General features: G+C 35.8%; 15 protein-coding genes. 8 read left to right on the forward strand and 7 right to left on the reverse strand.

Annotation, left to right across the window (positions count from 1 at the left end; all coding sequences use genetic code 11):
• Positions 1–4: 4 nt before the first annotated feature.
• A complete protein-coding gene (locus ISP73_00800) occupies positions 5–1,747 on the reverse strand; it encodes an ATP-binding cassette domain-containing protein (protein ID MBL6657126.1) in 1,743 nt (580 codons plus the stop codon).
• A gap of 132 nt (positions 1,748–1,879) precedes the next feature.
• Here ISP73_00800 and ISP73_00805 point away from each other — a divergent pair, with 132 nt between their 5' ends.
• Together ISP73_00805 and ISP73_00810 are read left to right on the forward strand one after the other, a co-directional pair.
• A complete protein-coding gene (locus ISP73_00805) occupies positions 1,880–4,081 on the forward strand; it encodes a T9SS type A sorting domain-containing protein (GenBank protein ID MBL6657127.1) in 2,202 nt (733 codons plus the stop codon).
• Positions 4,082–4,330, forward strand: a complete 249-nt coding sequence (locus tag ISP73_00810; protein MBL6657128.1) for a TIGR03643 family protein — start codon at positions 4,082–4,084, stop codon at positions 4,328–4,330.
• On the opposite strand, the gene ISP73_00815 is transcribed toward ISP73_00810, so the two are convergent.
• From ISP73_00815 to ISP73_00835, 5 genes are all read right to left on the reverse strand, one after another.
• Positions 4,327–4,845 (reverse strand): TlpA family protein disulfide reductase, encoded by a 519-nt coding sequence (locus ISP73_00815; GenBank protein ID MBL6657129.1) that lies wholly within the window; start codon positions 4,843–4,845, stop codon positions 4,327–4,329. The two genes, ISP73_00810 and ISP73_00815, sit on opposite strands and share 4 nt — an antisense overlap.
• Positions 4,846–4,847: 2 nt before the next feature.
• Positions 4,848–5,975 carry an aspartate aminotransferase family protein gene (locus tag ISP73_00820; protein ID MBL6657130.1) on the reverse strand — a complete coding sequence of 376 codons (1,128 nt, stop codon included), beginning with the start codon at positions 5,973–5,975 and terminating at the stop codon, positions 4,848–4,850.
• A 64-nt stretch (positions 5,976–6,039) separates the two neighbouring features.
• A complete protein-coding gene (locus ISP73_00825) occupies positions 6,040–6,975 on the reverse strand; it encodes a transketolase family protein (protein MBL6657131.1) in 936 nt (311 codons plus the stop codon).
• A 3-nt stretch (positions 6,976–6,978) separates the two neighbouring features.
• Entirely contained in the window at positions 6,979–8,358 is a 1,380-nt protein-coding gene (locus ISP73_00830; GenBank protein MBL6657132.1) for a VWA domain-containing protein, read from the reverse strand.
• Between the two features lie 5 nt (positions 8,359–8,363).
• Positions 8,364–9,203, reverse strand: coding sequence for a transketolase (locus ISP73_00835; GenBank protein ID MBL6657133.1), 840 nt, complete (start codon positions 9,201–9,203; stop codon positions 8,364–8,366).
• Positions 9,204–9,315: 112 nt separating this feature from the next.
• Here ISP73_00835 and ychF point away from each other — a divergent pair, with 112 nt between their 5' ends.
• The 6 genes from ychF to ISP73_00865 all read left to right on the forward strand — a co-directional run bounded on the left by ychF (position 9,316) and on the right by ISP73_00865 (position 16,622).
• The gene (gene ychF / locus ISP73_00840) at positions 9,316–10,413 is read left to right on the forward strand and encodes a redox-regulated ATPase YchF (protein ID MBL6657134.1); all 1,098 of its coding nucleotides are present in this window, start codon (positions 9,316–9,318) and stop codon (positions 10,411–10,413) included.
• Between the two features lie 36 nt (positions 10,414–10,449).
• Positions 10,450–11,607, forward strand: coding sequence for a GlmU family protein (locus tag ISP73_00845; GenBank protein ID MBL6657135.1), 1,158 nt, complete (start codon positions 10,450–10,452; stop codon positions 11,605–11,607).
• A gap of 118 nt (positions 11,608–11,725) precedes the next feature.
• A complete protein-coding gene (gene lon / locus ISP73_00850) occupies positions 11,726–14,122 on the forward strand; it encodes an endopeptidase La (GenBank protein ID MBL6657136.1) in 2,397 nt (798 codons plus the stop codon).
• Positions 14,123–14,168: 46 nt separating this feature from the next.
• Entirely contained in the window at positions 14,169–14,825 is a 657-nt protein-coding gene (locus tag ISP73_00855) for a DUF3575 domain-containing protein (protein MBL6657137.1), read from the forward strand.
• Positions 14,826–14,935: 110 nt separating this feature from the next.
• Complete coding sequence (gene porQ / locus ISP73_00860) at positions 14,936–15,970, forward strand: type IX secretion system protein PorQ (GenBank protein ID MBL6657138.1); 1,035 nt, start codon at positions 14,936–14,938, stop codon at positions 15,968–15,970.
• Positions 15,945–16,622 carry a (d)CMP kinase gene (locus ISP73_00865; GenBank protein ID MBL6657139.1) on the forward strand — a complete coding sequence of 226 codons (678 nt, stop codon included), beginning with the start codon at positions 15,945–15,947 and terminating at the stop codon, positions 16,620–16,622. The genes porQ and ISP73_00865 overlap by 26 nt, the downstream gene beginning before the upstream one ends.
• On the opposite strand, the gene ISP73_00870 is transcribed toward ISP73_00865, so the two are convergent.
• Positions 16,609–17,835 (reverse strand): 4-hydroxy-3-methylbut-2-enyl diphosphate reductase, encoded by a 1,227-nt coding sequence (locus ISP73_00870; GenBank protein ID MBL6657140.1) that lies wholly within the window; start codon positions 17,833–17,835, stop codon positions 16,609–16,611. The two genes, ISP73_00865 and ISP73_00870, sit on opposite strands and share 14 nt — an antisense overlap.
• Between the last annotated feature and the right edge of the window lie 40 nt (positions 17,836–17,875).

Here is a 17,875-nt window from a genome sequence, read left to right on the forward strand (position 1 = left end):
TGTTTTAAGCATTGAATTGCATCTCACTGAGTTGGCTGTATAAACCGCCGCTTTTATCCAGTTCTTGATGCGTTCCTTTTTCAATTATTTGACCGTTTTCGACTACTAATATACAATCTGAATTTTTAATGGTCGATAATCGGTGAGCTATCACTAGTGATGTTCTACCTTTCATCAGCACATCCATAGCCTCTTGTACTAACTTTTCGGATTCGGAATCTAAGGAACTAGTAGCTTCGTCTAGGATTAATATTCTAGGATTTTTAAGCAATGCTCTGGCAATGGCAATGCGTTGTCGTTGTCCGCCAGAAAGTTGAATGCCTCGCTCTCCAACAAGGGTTTCCATCTTTTCAGGAAATTCATTTATGAAATCGAGAGCATTGGCTTTACGTGCTGCTTCTTCAATCTCTTGTTCACTAGCACCTAGTTTACCATAGGCTATATTTTCTCTAATCGTTCCACCAAATAAGAGAATATCTTGAGGTACAATAGCGATTTGTTTTCTTAGGAAATGAAGATCGTAATCTTCAATACTCTTTTGGTCGATTAGTATTTTACCTTCACTGATTTTGTAAAATCCAAAAAGGATAGAGGCTAGGGTAGTTTTTCCAGCACCACTAGGCCCTACTAAAGCAATGTTCTGACCTTCTTTAATTTCTAAGTTCAAGTTTTTCAGCACCTTAATATCAGGTCGGCTTGGGTAGGCAAAACTTAAGTCTTGGAAAAGGATGTGTCCTTTTACACTGTCTTGACTAAAGGCATCTTCGATTCGTTCTGTAGGTTCATCCAAAATATCCAGTAAGTGTTCAGTAGCTCCAACGGCTTTTTGAATTTTAGCATAGATATCTGCCATACCACCCACTGAAGCACCTATAAATACGGAATATAATATGAAAGTGAATAACTGACCTATACTTAGTTCACCCGCATTAATCATGAGTACTCCATACCATATTACGGCTACAATAGAACCAAACAAACAGAAGATGATGAAGGAAGCAAAAGCACCTCTGTATTTACCGCCTTTTTTGGCAATTTTCATTACCTCATTAGTTTTTTGAGTGTATCTGCCTATTTCAAAAAATTCATTGGTAAAGGCTTTTACGTTTTGAATACCTTGAAGGGTTTCTTCAATAATGGTGTTGGACTCTGCAATAGATTCTTGTACTTGCTTTGAGAATCGTTTGATGTATCTTCCGAAAAATACAGCAGCAAGCATCATAGCGGGTATGATGGCAAGCATAAATAAGGTCAATTTTACAGAGGTAAGCGATAAAAATACTATCCCGCCAATGATAATTATAACTTGTCTAAAAAATTCGGCTAAATCTGTTGTGAAGGTTTCCTGAAGCATGCTTATGTCTGAAGCAATCCTACTATTGAGTTCTCCAACCCGTCTTTTGGAAAAAAAATTCATAGGTAGTTTGATGAGGTGAGCATAGGTTTCTTGACGTAAAACAGCCAAGAATTTTTCAGTAACATTTACAAACAACACAATTCTGAAGTAAGAGAAAACAGCTTGTAAGGCAAACAATGCCAATAGCCAGAGCGCAATTTCGTTTATGTTGCTAATCATCTTTTCACTAGCTGAATCCACTAAGTCACCCATAAGTGCTGGGAAAATTAGAGAGGCAGCAGTAGATAGTAAAAGAAAGAGTATCCCTAGAGAAAATTCTAATCTGTAGGGTTTTAGATACACAAATAAACGTGAGGCTCTTTTAAGTGATGTTTTACTTTTTTTACTCATAATTTGAATTGGCAAATATAGTGCTTACCGATGAGAAAATGATAGGATGAAGAATTAGATTAAATTGGAATTCATTATTTTTGTACTAGTACCAAACAATTCAGTTAATTTTTAACTAACCTTATCACAATTATGAAAACGTTTTCACTCATTTTTATTTTACTTCCTTTATTTGCATTAAGCCAGATGGTATCCACTGTAAATTCAGAAGTTCCTTTATTGACTTTTGATAAACCATCCGATATTGAACAGCTTATTCTAGAAGACGATACCAAAGATGGCACTTATTTCAGATTTGCCAAAATGGTATATTGCGATTTATCACCAAAAAATAGTGGTGTTTGGACAGAGGTAGAAGGGGGCAAAGTATGGTCTCTTGCCATCTCTGCGACTGATGCTAAAGCCATCTCTTTATATTACGATAAATTTTGGATTCCTTCACAAGGTAGATTGTATATTTATAAGCCAGACAAAAGTCAAAAAATAGGTCCTTTTACATCTCAACACAATCATGAATCTGGCGTATTTGCTACAGAACTTATTTATGGTGACATATTAATTCTTGAATATTTTCAGCCACATTCTGAAACGGCCGACTTAGAGCTTCATATCAACCGTTTTGCCTATGCTTACAAAGATATTTCTGGTGGACAGTTAGGAGGCTATAATTCATCTGACGATTGTCAAGTTAACGCCAATTGTGATGAAGGTAATGCTTGGGAAAACCAAAAGAAATCGGTATGTAGAATACAAATTGCAGATGGCTTCTTTTCTGGCTTGTGTTCTGGTGCATTGGTAAATAATACCCTTAACGATTGTACGCCTTACGTTCTTTCAGCAGACCATTGTTTTGATGGAGGAGATATCAGTGCTAATAATTTAAATCAGTCTATTTTTTATTTTAACTACCGTTCTTCTGGCTGTAATAATTCTGTACCTAATAACACTTATTCTATAACCGGTTGTCAAAAGCTTTCGAATAGTGGGGGCGAAGGGGATAATGGCGATTCTGATTTCTTCTTAGTAGAGCTTAATAGTGAGCCCGATTTTGACCCTTATTTTGCCGGTTGGAACAGAACTAATTCTGCTGCATCTAGTGGGGTGAGTATTCATCACCCAAGTGGAGATATCATGAAGATTTCGACTTTTACAAATTCTCTATACACTACTGGTGGCTTAGGTTTTGGAAACGATAACTCAACACATTGGGGAGTGGTTTGGAATGGAACTGCGAATGGTCATGGCGTTACTGAAGGCGGTTCTTCAGGCTCTTCAATTTTCAATCAAAATGGATTGGTTGTTGGAGTCCTAACAGGTGGAGCCTCTTATTGTGATGCTACTAACCAAAGCGATGTTTATGGTAAAATATGGCATGCTTGGGATCAGATGGGTAATACCAGCGACAAACAACTGAAACCATGGCTAGATCCAGTCAATTCTAATGTAACTACTTTAAATGGAATCTATTGTAATCAATCGGCTCAAGTTATTTCGGCATTTACAAGTTCTGAAACTGTTGTATGTAAAAGCACTCCAGTAACATTTACTTCAATTTCAACAGGAAATATCAACTCTTATGAATGGACATTTAATGGTGGTGAACCTTCATCAGCTAGTGGTCCTGGTCCTCATACGGTCAGCTATAATTTCACTGGAGATTATGATGTGAGCTTAGTAGTGAATGGCGATGAAAATTCCGATACTTATACCCAAACGGATTATATTAGTGTTGCACCTAATGTAGTGGAGCTTGACTTTTTACCTGATTGCTATGGAGAAGAAATATCATGGTTCTTAGAAAATGAGAATGGTCAACAATTGTATGCTGTCTCTAGTGGGTATTACCCAGGTGGTAGTTCATCAACTGATTTGGAAGCTAACCCAGTAGCTGTTGTTGAAAATTGGTGCTTGCCCAACGGTTGTTATGAATTTACTGTTGAAGATGAGTATGGCGATGGCTTATACGGTTCTCAACATTCCTGTAAGTTTGATGGAGATTTTACCATTTACGATGGAACTGGTGCTGTTTTGGCAGAATTAAACTCTCCAAATTCGGACTTTGGCGATGATATTACTCTTGATTTTTGTGTGGATAGTCCTTTGGGAGTAAATGAGCAGACTATGGAGTTTGATGTTTTTCCAAACCCTTCTACTGGAAAATTTTCTCTAGTTGGCAAACAAAGAGGAGAAGTAAAAATATATAATACCCTTTCTCAAGAGGTATTTTCCACTTTAAAGAATTCTGAACAATTGTATATCGATTTAAGTCAGTTGGAAAAAGGCTTGTATTTCATTCACTTTGATAGGTCAGTGAGAAAACTAATTCTCCACTAGATGAAAGATTTCTCTCTAAAAGATATTGACAGAATTATAGAAATGGCATGGGAAGATAGAACGCCTTTTGATGCTATAGAACTTCAATTTAACTTAAAAGAGAATGAGGTGCGTCAACTTATGCGAAAGCATATGAAACGGTCATCTTTTGTGATGTGGCGAAAGCGTGTTAAGAAAAGACGTACAAAGCATTCTGCTCTTAGAGGGTTTTTAAAAGGGCGTTTTAAATCCTATAATCAGAAAAATTAGCGATTAAGCTCTTTTTCAATAACAGCTATCATTTCTTTAAATTCTTTTTCGTCAAAGAGTCTGGTGAGGAAGATAATTTTACCATTTCTATCGAGAACAATATTTCGTGTTACGCCGGCTTTTGGTAAGGTAAACTTTTCAAAGACAGAACCGTCTGTGTCAATAGCAATAGGGTAAGTTACGGCTGTTTCTTCAATAAACTTCTGCACTTTTTCAGGAGTTTCTTTTAAGTCTACCCCTATTAAAAGGAAGTCAGAATCTTTAAATTTTTGCCAAACGTCTTTTTCGAGGTGAGGCATTTCTTTTCGGCATACGCCTCACCAAGAGGCAGTAAACTGAATGACACTTACTTTTCCTAAAAGTGAATCGTTATTAATTGTTGTACCATCCATGAGTTTCATGGAAAATTCGGGTGTTTGTTCACCCACATTAACTTTGTAGCCTCTATTATCTTCATTAGTTCCACAAGCAACGGTAAAAGCAAAAATAGACAGTATCAAAAGGATTTTTTTCATGATTAGGATAGTTCAGTTAATAGAGTATTGATTTTCTGACAAGCATCAATGATTTCTTCTTCAGTGATAATGAGTGGAGGAGAAAGGCGAACAGCTGTATTAGTGAATAAAAAGAAAAATGTAATTATTCCTAAATCGTAGCATTTCTCAACGACTTTTTGGCATAATTCGGCATCGCCCAATTCTATACCTAACATAAGTCCCTTTCCTCTGATTTCTTTAATTTTTGGATGATTTAAGTGGGTCCTGAATAGTTGTTCTTTTTTGGAAACGGACTCAATAATGCTTTTGTTTTCGGTGAGTTCTGTAAGCGTTGCTAGAGAGGCTGCACAGCAAACAGGGTGACCACCAAAGGTAGTGATGTGTCCTAATTTTGGATTTTCTTTTAGCTTATCCATATGTGGCTTTGAGCTGATAAAGCAACCTATTGGCATACCACCACCCATTCCCTTGGCGATGCATATTATATCCGGTACGATTGAAAATGTATCAATGGCAAAGAGCTTTCCTGTACGTCCAAATCCAGTTTGTATTTCGTCAAAAATCAATAAGACTCCACTTTCAGTACACTGTTTTCTTAACTGATTTAGCCACTCTTGTGATGGTACAGAAAATCCTGTAGCCCCTTGTATTGGCTCTACAACTACTGCGGCAACAGTTTCATCAATGGCTGTTAGTTGGTCGATACTGTTGTAGTCTATTAAATGGCAATCGTCAAGTAAAGGACGGTATTTTGTTTTATAAGTTTCATTACCCATAATACTTAGTGCACCATGAGTACTACCGTGGTAGCTTTTGTTGAATGAAATAATTTTCTTTCTACCACTTACTCTTTTAGCCAATTTCAAAGCCCCTTCAATGGCTTCTGTTCCTGAGTTGACAAGGTAAGTACAGTTTAAAGAGTCAGGGAGATTGTCAACCAAAAGTTTTGACAGACGGTATTGAGGGGATTGAACGTATTCTCCATAAACCATCACATGAGCATATTTTTCAATTTGCTGTTGAACGCTCTCAATAATTTTAGGGTGTGAATGACCTAATGTGCAAGCAGATACACCTGCTACAAGATCGAGGTAGGGCTTTCCATTGGTATCATAAATATACATGCCCTTAGCGTGAGAAATTTCCATTCCATTTGCGAAAGGAGTAGTTTGAGCTTGGTTATTAAAAAATATACGTTGCCCTTCGGTATGTTTATTTTCTTCCAATTACTTTTTCTGCAGCAGCTACAATACTTTTTGAGTCTAATCCGTACTTTACCATTAAATCTTTTGGTTTACCACTTTCGCCAAAGGTGTCGTTTACACCTATCATTTCTAGTGGTGAGGGTAAATTTCTTGAAAGGCATTGTGCAATGCTTTCTCCTAATCCACCATTAAGCATATGCTCTTCAGCAGTAACAGCACATTTGGTCTTTTTTACAGATTCTAAAATAGCTGTCTCATCCAATGGTTTAATGGTATGAATGTTTATGATTTCGGCACTTATGCCTTTTTCATTCAATTCTTTTTGTGCTTCTAATGCTTCCCATACGAGGTGTCCGGTGGCAAAAATACTCACGTCAGAACCTTCTACAAGATGTAATGCTTTACCAATTTCAAACTCTTGATTGTCTGGCGTAAAGTTTGGTACTTTCGGACGTCCAAATCTTAGGTATACCGGACCATGATGTTCAGCAATAGCAATGGTTGCTGCTTTAGTCTGGTTGTAGTCACACGGATTAATGACAGTCATTCCAGGAAGCATTTTCATCATTCCAATATCTTCCAATACCTGATGGGTTGCACCATCTTCACCTAGCGTTAGACCAGCGTGAGAGGCACAGATTTTCACATTTTTTTCAGAGTAGGCTATAGATTGTCTTATTTGGTCATATACTCTTGAAGTAGAGAAGTTTGCAAATGTTCCAGTAAACGGAATATGACCTCCGATAGTTAATCCAGCAGCAATGCCCATCATATTGGCTTCGGCAATACCAACTTGGAAAAAACGATCTGGATGATTTTTAGCAAAATCATTCATCTTTAATGAACCGGTTAAATCCGCACACAAAGCCACGACTTTATCGTTGGTTTTTCCTAGTTCGCTTAGTCCTGCTCCAAAACCTGAGCGTGTATCTTTCATTTCCATTTATTATAATTTTACTGAAACCGTTTTTATTGAACTTACTCTAAATATTTTTTCTTTGGTATAGGCACTTTGTAGGGCATTTTTAGCTCTGTACACTATCTTGTATTTCCCAGGTAAAAGGTAAACGTTTTGTCTGCCTTTTTTGGGCTTTAAATCGCATATCCACTTTAGCTCATTACCCATTTCGAAGATGCTTCCATAGCCCTGTGAGGAAAAGGATAGTACTACCAAGCCTGACTCAGGAATTTTCACTTCTGTTGTTTGGCTTTGTACGATATCTACTGTTTGGTGAATTCGTGGCAAAGTCAGTATTTCTAGGTCATAACTTCCTGTAATATATTTTTGGCTAGTGTTTAAATCCTGAATATTTAGGGTTTCCATTTCTCCTGATTTTCTAACGATGCAGCTCAAATTCGATTTATTATTTGAGGTTGAAATGGTGAGTTCTCCTTGTGGCGATTTAATGGGTATTATAGTATGCTTTCCTGGTGTTAATTTCCAATCGCCTTTAGCTTCAGTCTGCGGTATGGTATGGGCAACAACTCTATAACTAAGTACTGGGTCAATCGTTAAAGTATCAGGGTTTCCTTTACTGTTAATGGTGTGAATGAAATTGTATTGTAAAATACCTGAATAGGCATCGTAAAAACTTAAAGGTACATTCGTTTCAGTTGGTTTATCGTATTCATCCAATAAATTGACTTGAACTGTGGTGGAGTTAAGCACTTGAGAAATTACGACATCCAAAATGTTTTTAAACTGTTCAGGGTTTCTAGCATCGTAGAATGTTCCTACACACTCAAAATTCTTTTTGTATTCCTCACTTAATCCAATTCCAATGACAAAAGGTTTAAGAATAATCTTTTTTTCTTGGTATAATCTTGAAACTGCACATGGGTCGCCGCCACATTCTTCAATACCATCGGTGATGAGTATAACAACATTCCTACTGTCATCTGTATTGGCAGGGAAGTCAAGTGCTCCAGATTCTAACGCTTTTGCGATAGGGGTGGTGCCTCTTGGTCGTAAACTCTCTAGCCTTTTTTTTATAGCAGGAATATTATTTTTCCCAAACTTAACTTCCAGTCTTGTATCTCTACAGTCTTGTGGAGGCGAGGGCTTTTGGTGACCATAACACCTTAATCCTACTTCTATATTATCTCTATTGTCGAGACTGTCAAGCATATTAGAAAGTAGTTCTTTAGCAATCTCCATTCTGCTGTTTCCTTCCCACTGGGCATACATGCTTTGTGAGGCATCGAATATAAATAACACACTAGTAAGTGATGGAGATGCGTTTTGAGCAGTAGTAGGGATACAAGTAAAAACAGACAGAAAAGCAATTAATAAAGATGTAGCGATATGTCTGTGAAGTAAGCCCATTAAATTTAGTAATCTCCTAAGGTTTCGGCGTTTTGTGATAAAGCAATTTCTAATTCTTCATCGTTTGGAGCAACTCCATGCCATTTGTGTGACCCCATCATGTAATCAACTCCATTGCCCATTTCTGTGTGCATAATGATGCAGATAGGTTTGCCATTTCCGCTTAGGCGTTGTGCTTCAGTTATAACGTTAATAACTGCTTCGATGTTATTCCCTTCTTTTACTTCCAATACCTCCCAGCCAAAAGCAGTGAACTTTTCATTTAAATTGCCAAGAGAAAGCACTTCGTCTAAAGAACCATCAATTTGTTTTTGATTGTAGTCAATAGTAGCAATTACATTATCAATTTTGTTGGCAGCAGCATACATTACAGCTTCCCAAATTTGACCTTCTTGAAGTTCTCCATCACCATGAAGGCTGAAGACGAAAGAATCATCATTATTAAGCTTTTTGCTTTCAGCAGCACCAATGGCTACAGATAGTCCTTGACCTAATGAGCCTGAAGCTATACGTACACCAGGTAAATTATCATGTGTTGTGGGATGGCCTTGCAGTCTTGAGTTAATTGTTCTGAAAGTGGATAGCTCACTTACCTCGAAATAACCGCTTCGAGCAAGAACACTATACAGTACAGGTGAAATATGACCGTTGGAAAGGAAGAACACATCTTCGCCAATAGCATCCATTTTGAAGTTTTTGTCGTGATTCATAATTTTGAAGTACAGTGCTACTAAAAATTCAACACAACCCAAAGACCCACCAGGATGACCTGAACTTTGAGCATGAACCATACGAACAATGTCTCTTCTTATCTGAGAACAAATTGCATTTAAGTCGTTTTCCATCTGTAAAATATTATGTTTCAAATGTAAGTTTTTACAATAGGCAAAAAACAATTGTTAATATTTTTTCAAAAATGTTTAATTAGCTGATTATATTTGCCAAAAATCTAGAGATATGGCATTGAAATGTGGAATTGTAGGATTACCTAATGTTGGAAAGTCAACCCTGTTTAATTGTTTGTCTAATGCTAAGGCACAATCGGCTAATTTCCCCTTTTGTACTATAGAACCAAATGTAGGAGTGATTACCGTTCCTGATGATAGACTTACTCATTTAGAAAATTTGGTGAAGCCACAACGAGTAATGCCCACTACAGTGGAAATTGTGGATATTGCTGGACTGGTAAAAGGTGCTAGTAAAGGTGAGGGTTTGGGAAATAAATTCTTAGCTAATATTAGAGAAACAGATGCCATTATTCACGTTTTACGATGCTTTGAAAATGATAATATCGTTCATGTAGACGGTTCAGTTGACCCTATTAGAGATAAAGAAACCATTGATATTGAATTGCAATTGAAGGATTTAGAGGCTGTTGAAAAGAAACTTCAGAAGTATGAAAAACTGTCGAGAACGGGTGACAAAAACGCTAATGTTGTGGTTGATGTGCTGAAAAAGTATGTGAAGCATTTAGAGCAGGGTAAATCAGTAAGAAGTATTGAATTAGAGGAGAAAGAGAAAGAACATATTTCAGATTTAATGCTATTGACTGATAAGCCTATCATGTACGTCTGTAATGTTGATGAAGCGTCTATCAAAAATGGCAATGCCTATGTTGATAAAGTTAAGGAGATAGTAAAAAATGAAAATGCTGCCGTATTAATGATTGCAGCCTCTACTGAGGCAGATATTGCCGAACTGGAAAGCTACGAAGAAAGGCAAATGTTTTTAGAAGATATGGGACTAGATGAGCCAGGTGTTAGTAAACTAATCCGTTCGGCCTATGAGTTACTAGACTTGTCAACCTATTTTACGGCAGGAGAAAAAGAAGTAAGAGCTTGGACTATTAAGGACGGTATGAAGGCACCACAAGCCGCTGGCGTTATTCATACTGACTTTGAAAAAGGATTTATTAGAGCGGAAGTTATCAAGTATGCCGACTTTTTAGAGCTTGGCTCTGAATTAGCATGTAAAGAAAATGGTAAGATGTCCGTTGAAGGGAAAGACTATGTAGTTTCTGACGGAGACATTATGCACTTCAGATTCAATACCTGATAGAGTCATTGCCATCCTAATTGTTATATTTGTTTTATGAATTACATTCTATTTGATGATAATAGGCAACATTTATTGCCTTTGACATATACTCGACCAGTTGCTGAAATTCGTATAGGAATTCTCACGATTTCAGAAAAATGGCAAATTGCATTATCGTCAACAGTATCCCATTCAACCGAGGAGTATTTAAGCACTAAGTTTCCTTTGTCAATTAGTGATGATAATACATGGATAAATGGTAGTATTTGTCCAAATGAAAGCTTACTTAAAGCGATACATTCTTTAAAAAGTAATCAATCCTTAAAAAAGGATGATTTAATTCTAGCATATAGGTCAACAGACAACACTATTCCTCAAAACAATATTGATTATAAAGAAGATATTTTTCAATTAAGTAGATTGTGGCAAATATTCCAGTTTAATGCTGCTTGTATACATTCTGATTTTGAAATGCTAACAAAAGGAAGACAATCGCAAGCTATTAGTTCAACCAATTCTACAATATGTCCGGAAAAAATATTTATTGAAGAAGGTGCAGTAGTTGAACACGCTGTATTAAATGCTTCATCAGGCCCAATATATATTGGTAAAGAAGCTGAAATAATGGAGGGCAGTTTAGTTCGAGGACCTTTGGCAATGTGTGAACATTCTGTACTGAAAATGGGTGCAAAAATTTATGGCGCTACAACCTTAGGCCCTTATTGTAAAGTAGGAGGTGAGGTCAATAATTCTGTTCTTCTAGGTTATTCCAATAAAGGACATGACGGCTTCTTAGGTAATTCAGTAATAGGTGAGTGGTGCAACCTTGGAGCCGATACCAACAACTCTAACCTCAAGAATAATTATGCTGAGGTAAAACTATGGAACTATTCCATCAACAGATTTGAAAATTCCGGTCTTCAATTTTGTGGTTTAATTATGGGTGACCATTCTAAATGTGGAATAAATACCATGTTTAATACAGGGACTGTAATTGGTGTAAGTGCTAACATATTCGGAGCAGGTTTCCCTAGAAACTTTGTGCCTTCTTTTTCTTGGGGAGGATCTTCTGGTTACTCTACCTATCAATTAAGAAAAGTATACGACGTTGCTGAAAAAGTTATGGAGAGGCGATCAAAAGTATTCGATGAGGTTGAAAAAGACATAATTGATTCCGTATTTGAACTGACAAAGTCGTACCGAAAAGACTAGTATTGTCATACTATTACGCCAAAACCATTTGTGGCACGTTTCTTGCAACAGTTACCAATGAATATATACAACAAATAATCTGTCATATTGGCACAACATTTTTCAATGAAAAAAAAATATGTTTTTAGATTCTTATGTAGCAACTAACTTTGAAGACGAATCGGATTTTTTTCCTCTTCTTAGCAGTGTAGATGAAGACAAAATTAATAAAGAACAAATTCCTGATGTTTTACCTATTCTACCTTTAAGAAATACCGTCTTATTTCCTGGAGTAATCATTCCAATCACAGTAGGGAGAGATAAGTCTGTAAAGCTCATAAAAGATGCCAATAAAGGGACTAAAACTATTGGTGTTGTTTCACAAAAAAATCGAGATATAGAAAACCCTTCTTTCAACGATTTAAATAAAGTTGGAACAGTAGCTCACATTATGAAAATGTTGAGAATGCCTGATGGTAATGTTACTGTTATTATTCAGGGTAGAAAATTAATGCAAGTCAATGAGTTTGTTCAGCAAGAACCATATATCAAATCTACTGTTCAAGAACTGACGGAAAATAAGCCAGCCAAAGACGATGAACAATTTGTTGCTTTGGTAGATTCTATTAAAGATATTGCTTTGCAGATAGTAAAAGAATCGCCAAATATCCCTTCAGAAGCTCAATTGGCTATTCAAAATATTGAATCACCTTCCTATCTAGTTAATTTTGTTTGTTCCAATATGGATGTTGGCGTTGATAAAAAGCAAGAACTCTTAGAAGTTTTTGATTTGAAATTACGTTCTGAAAATACGCTTGAAATCATTAGTAAAGAGTTGCAACGCCTAGAGATGAAGAATGAAATTCAGCATAAGGTAAAGCACGATTTAGACCAGCAGCAAAGAGAATATTTCTTAAACCAACAGCTAAAGGCCATTCAAGAAGAATTAGGTGGCTCTGCAGACCAAGAAATTGAAGAGATGAGGTCTAGATCCAAAAATAAAAAATGGGCTAAAGAAATTTCTGAAAATTTTGAAAAAGAATTGAAGAAATTACAGCGTATGAACCCGGCCATGGCTGACTATTCTGTTCAACGTGCATATTTAGAATTGGTGTTGGATTTACCTTGGGGTGAATACACAAAAGATAAGTTTGACTTAAAACGTGCCAAAAAGATTTTAGACAGAGATCATTTTGGTCTTGAAAAAGTAAAGGAACGTATTCTTGAACATCTTGCAGTACTTAAGATAAAAGGAGATATGAAAGCACCTATCCTATGTCTATATGGACCTCCTGGAGTTGGTAAAACTTCTTTGGGTAAAACCATTGCAGAGGCTTTAGGAAGAAAATACGAGCGTGTTTCTTTAGGTGGGCTTAGAGATGAATCTGAAATTAGAGGTCACAGAAAGACCTACATTGGAGCTATGCCAGGTCGTATTATCAAATCGATTAAGAAAGCAAATTCCTCTAACCCTGTCTTTGTTCTAGATGAAATTGATAAGGTTAGTCGAGATTCACATGCAGACCCTTCTTCAGCCATGCTCGAAGTACTTGACCCTGAACAGAATAACTCCTTTCACGATAATTATTTAGAAATGGGTTACGATTTATCTAAAGTGATGTTTGTAGCTACGGCGAACTCTCTAAACACTATTCAGCCGGCTTTAAGGGATAGGATGGAAATTATCGAAATTACGGGATACACTCTTGAAGAAAAGGTTCAAATTGCAAAAAAGCATTTATTACCAAAACAGCTGAAAGAACACGGTTTAAGCAGTAAAGACCTTAATTTATCCACTAAAGTATTACGTGCGTTAGTTGAGGGTTACACTAGAGAGTCAGGAGTAAGAGGATTGGACAAAATGGTAGCGAAATTAGTGCGTTATGTTGCCAAATCCATTGCTATGGAAGAAGAGTACAAAATTGTTGTTGAGCCAATAGATTTGAAATCCATTATTGGTGCACCAACATTTGATAAATCAAAACAGCTCAATAATGATATTCCTGGAGTAGTTACAGGTCTTGCCTGGACACCTGTAGGAGGCGATATACTCTTTATTGAATGCAGTAAGAGTCCTGGTAAAGGAAATTTAACAATTACCGGTAATCTCGGAAAAGTAATGAAAGAATCATCAACCATTGCTATGCATTACATTAAGTCCCATGCCAAACAATTTGGGATAAAAAAAGAAGACTTAGATACTTATGACATACATATCCACGTTCCTGAAGGTGCTACTCCTAAAGATGGACCTTCAGCTGGTGTAACTATGTTGACAGCATTGGTTTCATTATTTACCAATAAAAAAGTCAAAGCAAAAATTGCAATGACTGGTGAAATAACTTTGAGAGGTAAGGTATTACCAGTAGGTGGTATCAAAGAAAAGATACTTGCAGCAAAACGTGCTGGTATCAAAGAAATTATTCTTTGCGAACAAAATTTAAAAGATATCGAAGAGATAAACGAACACTATTTAAAAGGCTTGAAATTTCACTATGTTTCAAAAATGAATGATGTGATAAACATAGCTTTGTAGTAGAACAAAATTTTTATACATTTGCTAACCAAAATAAATTAAAATTATGAAAAAAAATCTTTTGCTTACTTCAGCGCTATTTATAGCTTTTGCTTCTTTTTCACAAGATGCATTAGTAAAGATTAGCCCTTTCCATTTTGTTGATGGAACATTTCACACGACTTATGAGCGTGCTTTATCAAATAACAATTCTTTTGCTTTGTCAGGAGGTTACAACCTTACTGAAAATGGTGATGAATACGGATGGATGGGTGAACTCCAATTGAGAAAATATGTTTTTAAACCAGCTATAAACAGTTCTAGTGATTCACCTCTTTCAGGTATTTATGCAGGACTTTACGGAAACGGTAAGTACTTTGTGCAGCAATACGATCGTTACGTTTCTTCATGGGTAGTTGAGCCATATTATGAGTCAAATTACGATAGTAATGGAGACTACATAGGTTCTACTTATCATCCTGGTTCAGGGTATTCTAGCGATAGAAAAATCGATGAGTATGAGGTAAAACAGATTGAAGGTGGTGTCGTTATGGGTTTCCAATTAATTTTTGCTAAAAATCTTTCTCTTGATTTATTCGTTGGGGGTGGCTTACGTTCTTCTGTAATTGAAAATAAACCAGAAGGAATTGAGTTTTATGCACCAGAAAGAGGGTATACAGGTATAGTTCCAAAAATTGGATTTGATATAGGTATCTCATTCTAAATTAGTTATAATCTTCAACATCAAAAGAAAAGCACGGATTATCCGTGCTTTTTTTATATAATAAGTTCAAAAAGGTTCGTTATATCTAATAACATTTGTTTCTTTGTGTAATGAGAATTTTGGCTCTTTTTGTATGTGTGTTTTTGCTTAATGTTTCTACATTAGCTCAGTACGAAAATAACGCTTTCCAATCACTAGATTTATCATTGTCATCTAGACAAGCAGTACTCAATCAGCCTTTATCTATTTATGATGGAGATATAGAGAACGGTATAAACAATCCATCTATGCTGAATGACGGGATGTACAATAAATTATCCTTGAATTTTGTCGATTACTTTTCAGACATAAATTTTATTTCTGCCTCATACGCATTTCCTTTAAAACAATTCGGAACAATTGGTGTTTCAGTAAAGTCCTTGGGTTACGGAGAATTTACTCAGACAGATTATACGTCTCAAAACCTGGGAACATTTAACGCAAGCGAACAAATAGTTTCATTTGGAATTAGCAAAAGAGTTTCTGAAAAATGGGTTTTAGGTGCCAACTTAAAGACATTATTCTCAACTTTTGAAACTTACCAATCTTCTGCAATAGCTTCTGATTTAGCCTTAGCTTATACAGATGTAAAAAAGAATCTTTTCATGTCTTTAATAGCTAAAAATTATGGAAGACAATTGAGTACGTATTCAAGTTTAAAAGAAGAACTACCATTTCATCTTGATTTTGGTATGTCCAAACAATTAGAACATCTTCCGTTTCGCTTCTCTCTTGGCTATAAAAATATTGAACGTTGGGACTTAACTAATTCTTACGAAGAAAGTTCAAATGTCAGTGAAACTGCTTCTGAGAAAGGTTTTGGCGCTAAATTATTCAGACATGTTGACTTAGGTGGTGAATTGAGTATTGGAAAACGTATTCAATTACGAATGGGATATAATCCAAGGAGAAGGCAAGAGCTTAAAGTAAATTCTTATTTAGGTATGGTTGGTTTTTCATGGGGTGTAGGTATAAAATTATCACATTTTACAATAAATTACGGAAGATCAACATATCACTTGCACGGCTCACCAAATTACTTTTCCTTTATAACCGATTTTTCCAAGTTCTATAAAAAAGATGAAAAAAATAAACATAGCAATTGACGGACATTCCTCTTGTGGTAAGAGTACTATTGCCAAACAACTCTCCAATCACTTAGGTTACATATACATTGATACAGGAGCTATGTATAGAGCGATTTGTTTGTATGCTCTACGAAATAATATTATTGGTGATGGCATTATTAATGAAGAACTTTTATTGGAAAAGCTAGACGATGTTAGCGTCTCTTTTGAATACGATAAAGTAAATAACCTATGCCAAACCTATTTAGATGGTCAAAATGTAGAAAGTGAGATTCGTGGCTTATGGGTTTCTGAAAACGTTAGTAAAATCAGTAAAATAAAGGCTGTAAGGCAAAAGATGATTTCAATTCAAAGAGAAATTGGACGAAACAAAGGCGTAGTAATGGACGGAAGAGATATCGGTTCTGTAGTATTTCCTAAAGCTGAATTAAAGCTATTTATAACTGCTTCAGCAGAAGAACGTGCCAGAAGACGGTCATTGGAGTTAAAAGGTGTTAGTTTTGAGGATGTGCTCATGAATTTGAAAGAACGTGATGAGGATGATAGTACTAGAAAAGAAAATCCACTCATAATTTCTGAAAATGCTATTGTTATTGACAATACCAATATGACCAAAGAGGAACAGTTTGAAAAAGTTCTAGAATCTTATGAAAAGGCTATTTTGAACTAAAATCGTTCAATACTTCCTCAATAGGGTTTGCATCATCAAAAAACGTTAATAGTTTATTAAGGACTTTATCCACTTCTGAATCAGGGCAGGATGCACCTGAGGTTAAAATAATTTTTACATTCTTTTTATTAGGTAAAAAGTTAGTCGTTTCAATGATTTCTTTATTATCGTATTTGAAATGTCTAATGGTATCTTTTGATAATATTTCTTTGTATGATTTAATGAAGAATGTTGGAAGTTTATGTTCACACAACTCAACCAGGTGAGAGGTGTTAGAACTATTATATCCACCAACAACAATAGCAATATCTGCTGGTACATTTAGAAGTCCGTAAGTTGCTTTCTGATTTTCATTAGTAGCATAGCAAAGAGTATCTCTAGTATCAGCAAAATAGTCTTTATAATTTTCTTCACCGTGTTTATTGATGATGAAATCTTTCAAAAAATTAGAAATTTCTTCCGTTTCACTAGCCAGCATGGTAGTTTGGTTGACAACACCAATTTTTTGCAAGTCCCTTTGTAAATCAAAACCTTCAGAGTACTTATCTTTAAAGACGGTATAAAACTCCTCTTCAGGAAGTTTACCTTCAATAAATTCAACTAATTGTTTCGCTTCGTTCAAATCCTTAATGATTAGAGACGGAGCGTTTTGCATTGAATGTGAAAAAGTTGCTTTCGTTTCTTCATGCCTGTGTTTACCATGAATAATAATCGAATAATCATTTGTACCTATACTACTGGCTTTTTTCCATACTCTAGTTACAAAGGGGCAGGTGGTGTCGTATTTTTCGAGCTTAATATTTTTTTCTTCAAGCAATTGTTTGATTTCAATTGTGGTTCCAAATGCAGGCGTAATTACAACATCATCAGAATTAATTTCGTCCCAGTCTATTAGTTGATTTCCTTCAGTGTCCATTATAAATCGCAAGCCTCTGGAAATCAAATCCTCATTTACAATGGGGTTGTGAATCATCTGACTCAACAGGTAAATGTTTTTATCTGGATTTTCCTCAATAGCTTTATACGATATTTCAATTGCATTTTCAACGCCATAGCAAAAGCCAAAGTGTCTTGCAAGGTGAAATTTTACCGATCCAAAATCGACAATAGAAGGTGTGAAATCTTTCTTTTTAGGGTCAAGATTTCGTCGTTTTTCTTTAATTGAAGCAATTATAGAAGAACGGTAAAATTCTGGTACATCGAATTTTTTCATTTTGAGTAAAAACTAATGAATTAGTTAATTAAGCTCAACA

The sequence above is a fragment of the Flavobacteriales bacterium genome (assembly GCA_016779935.1).
GTDB lineage: Bacteria > Bacteroidota > Bacteroidia > Flavobacteriales > UBA7312.

What these genes read in the sequence shown, in the direction of transcription:
- ISP73_00855 (MBL6657137.1), top strand. Translation starts at nt 14,169, where the DNA reads ATGAAAAAAAATCTTTTGCTTACTTCAGCGCTATTTATAGCTTTTGCT.
- ISP73_00845 (MBL6657135.1), top strand. Translation starts at nt 10,450, where the DNA reads ATGAATTACATTCTATTTGATGATAATAGGCAACATTTATTGCCTTTG.
- ISP73_00820 (MBL6657130.1), bottom strand. Translation starts at nt 5,975, where the DNA reads ATGGAAATTTCTCACGCTAAGGGCATGTATATTTATGATACCAATGGA.
- ISP73_00805 (MBL6657127.1), top strand. Translation starts at nt 1,880, where the DNA reads ATGAAAACGTTTTCACTCATTTTTATTTTACTTCCTTTATTTGCATTA.
- ISP73_00810 (MBL6657128.1), top strand. Translation starts at nt 4,082, where the DNA reads ATGAAAGATTTCTCTCTAAAAGATATTGACAGAATTATAGAAATGGCA.
- porQ (MBL6657138.1), top strand. Translation starts at nt 14,936, where the DNA reads ATGAGAATTTTGGCTCTTTTTGTATGTGTGTTTTTGCTTAATGTTTCT.
- ISP73_00830 (MBL6657132.1), bottom strand. Translation starts at nt 8,358, where the DNA reads ATGGGCTTACTTCACAGACATATCGCTACATCTTTATTAATTGCTTTT.
- ISP73_00825 (MBL6657131.1), bottom strand. Translation starts at nt 6,975, where the DNA reads ATGGAAATGAAAGATACACGCTCAGGTTTTGGAGCAGGACTAAGCGAA.
- ISP73_00835 (MBL6657133.1), bottom strand. Translation starts at nt 9,203, where the DNA reads ATGGAAAACGACTTAAATGCAATTTGTTCTCAGATAAGAAGAGACATT.
- ISP73_00870 (MBL6657140.1), bottom strand. Translation starts at nt 17,835, where the DNA reads ATGAAAAAATTCGATGTACCAGAATTTTACCGTTCTTCTATAATTGCT.
- ychF (MBL6657134.1), top strand. Translation starts at nt 9,316, where the DNA reads ATGGCATTGAAATGTGGAATTGTAGGATTACCTAATGTTGGAAAGTCA.
- ISP73_00865 (MBL6657139.1), top strand. Translation starts at nt 15,945, where the DNA reads ATGAAAAAAATAAACATAGCAATTGACGGACATTCCTCTTGTGGTAAG.
- lon (MBL6657136.1), top strand. Translation starts at nt 11,726, where the DNA reads ATGTTTTTAGATTCTTATGTAGCAACTAACTTTGAAGACGAATCGGAT.
- ISP73_00800 (MBL6657126.1), bottom strand. Translation starts at nt 1,747, where the DNA reads ATGAGTAAAAAAAGTAAAACATCACTTAAAAGAGCCTCACGTTTATTT.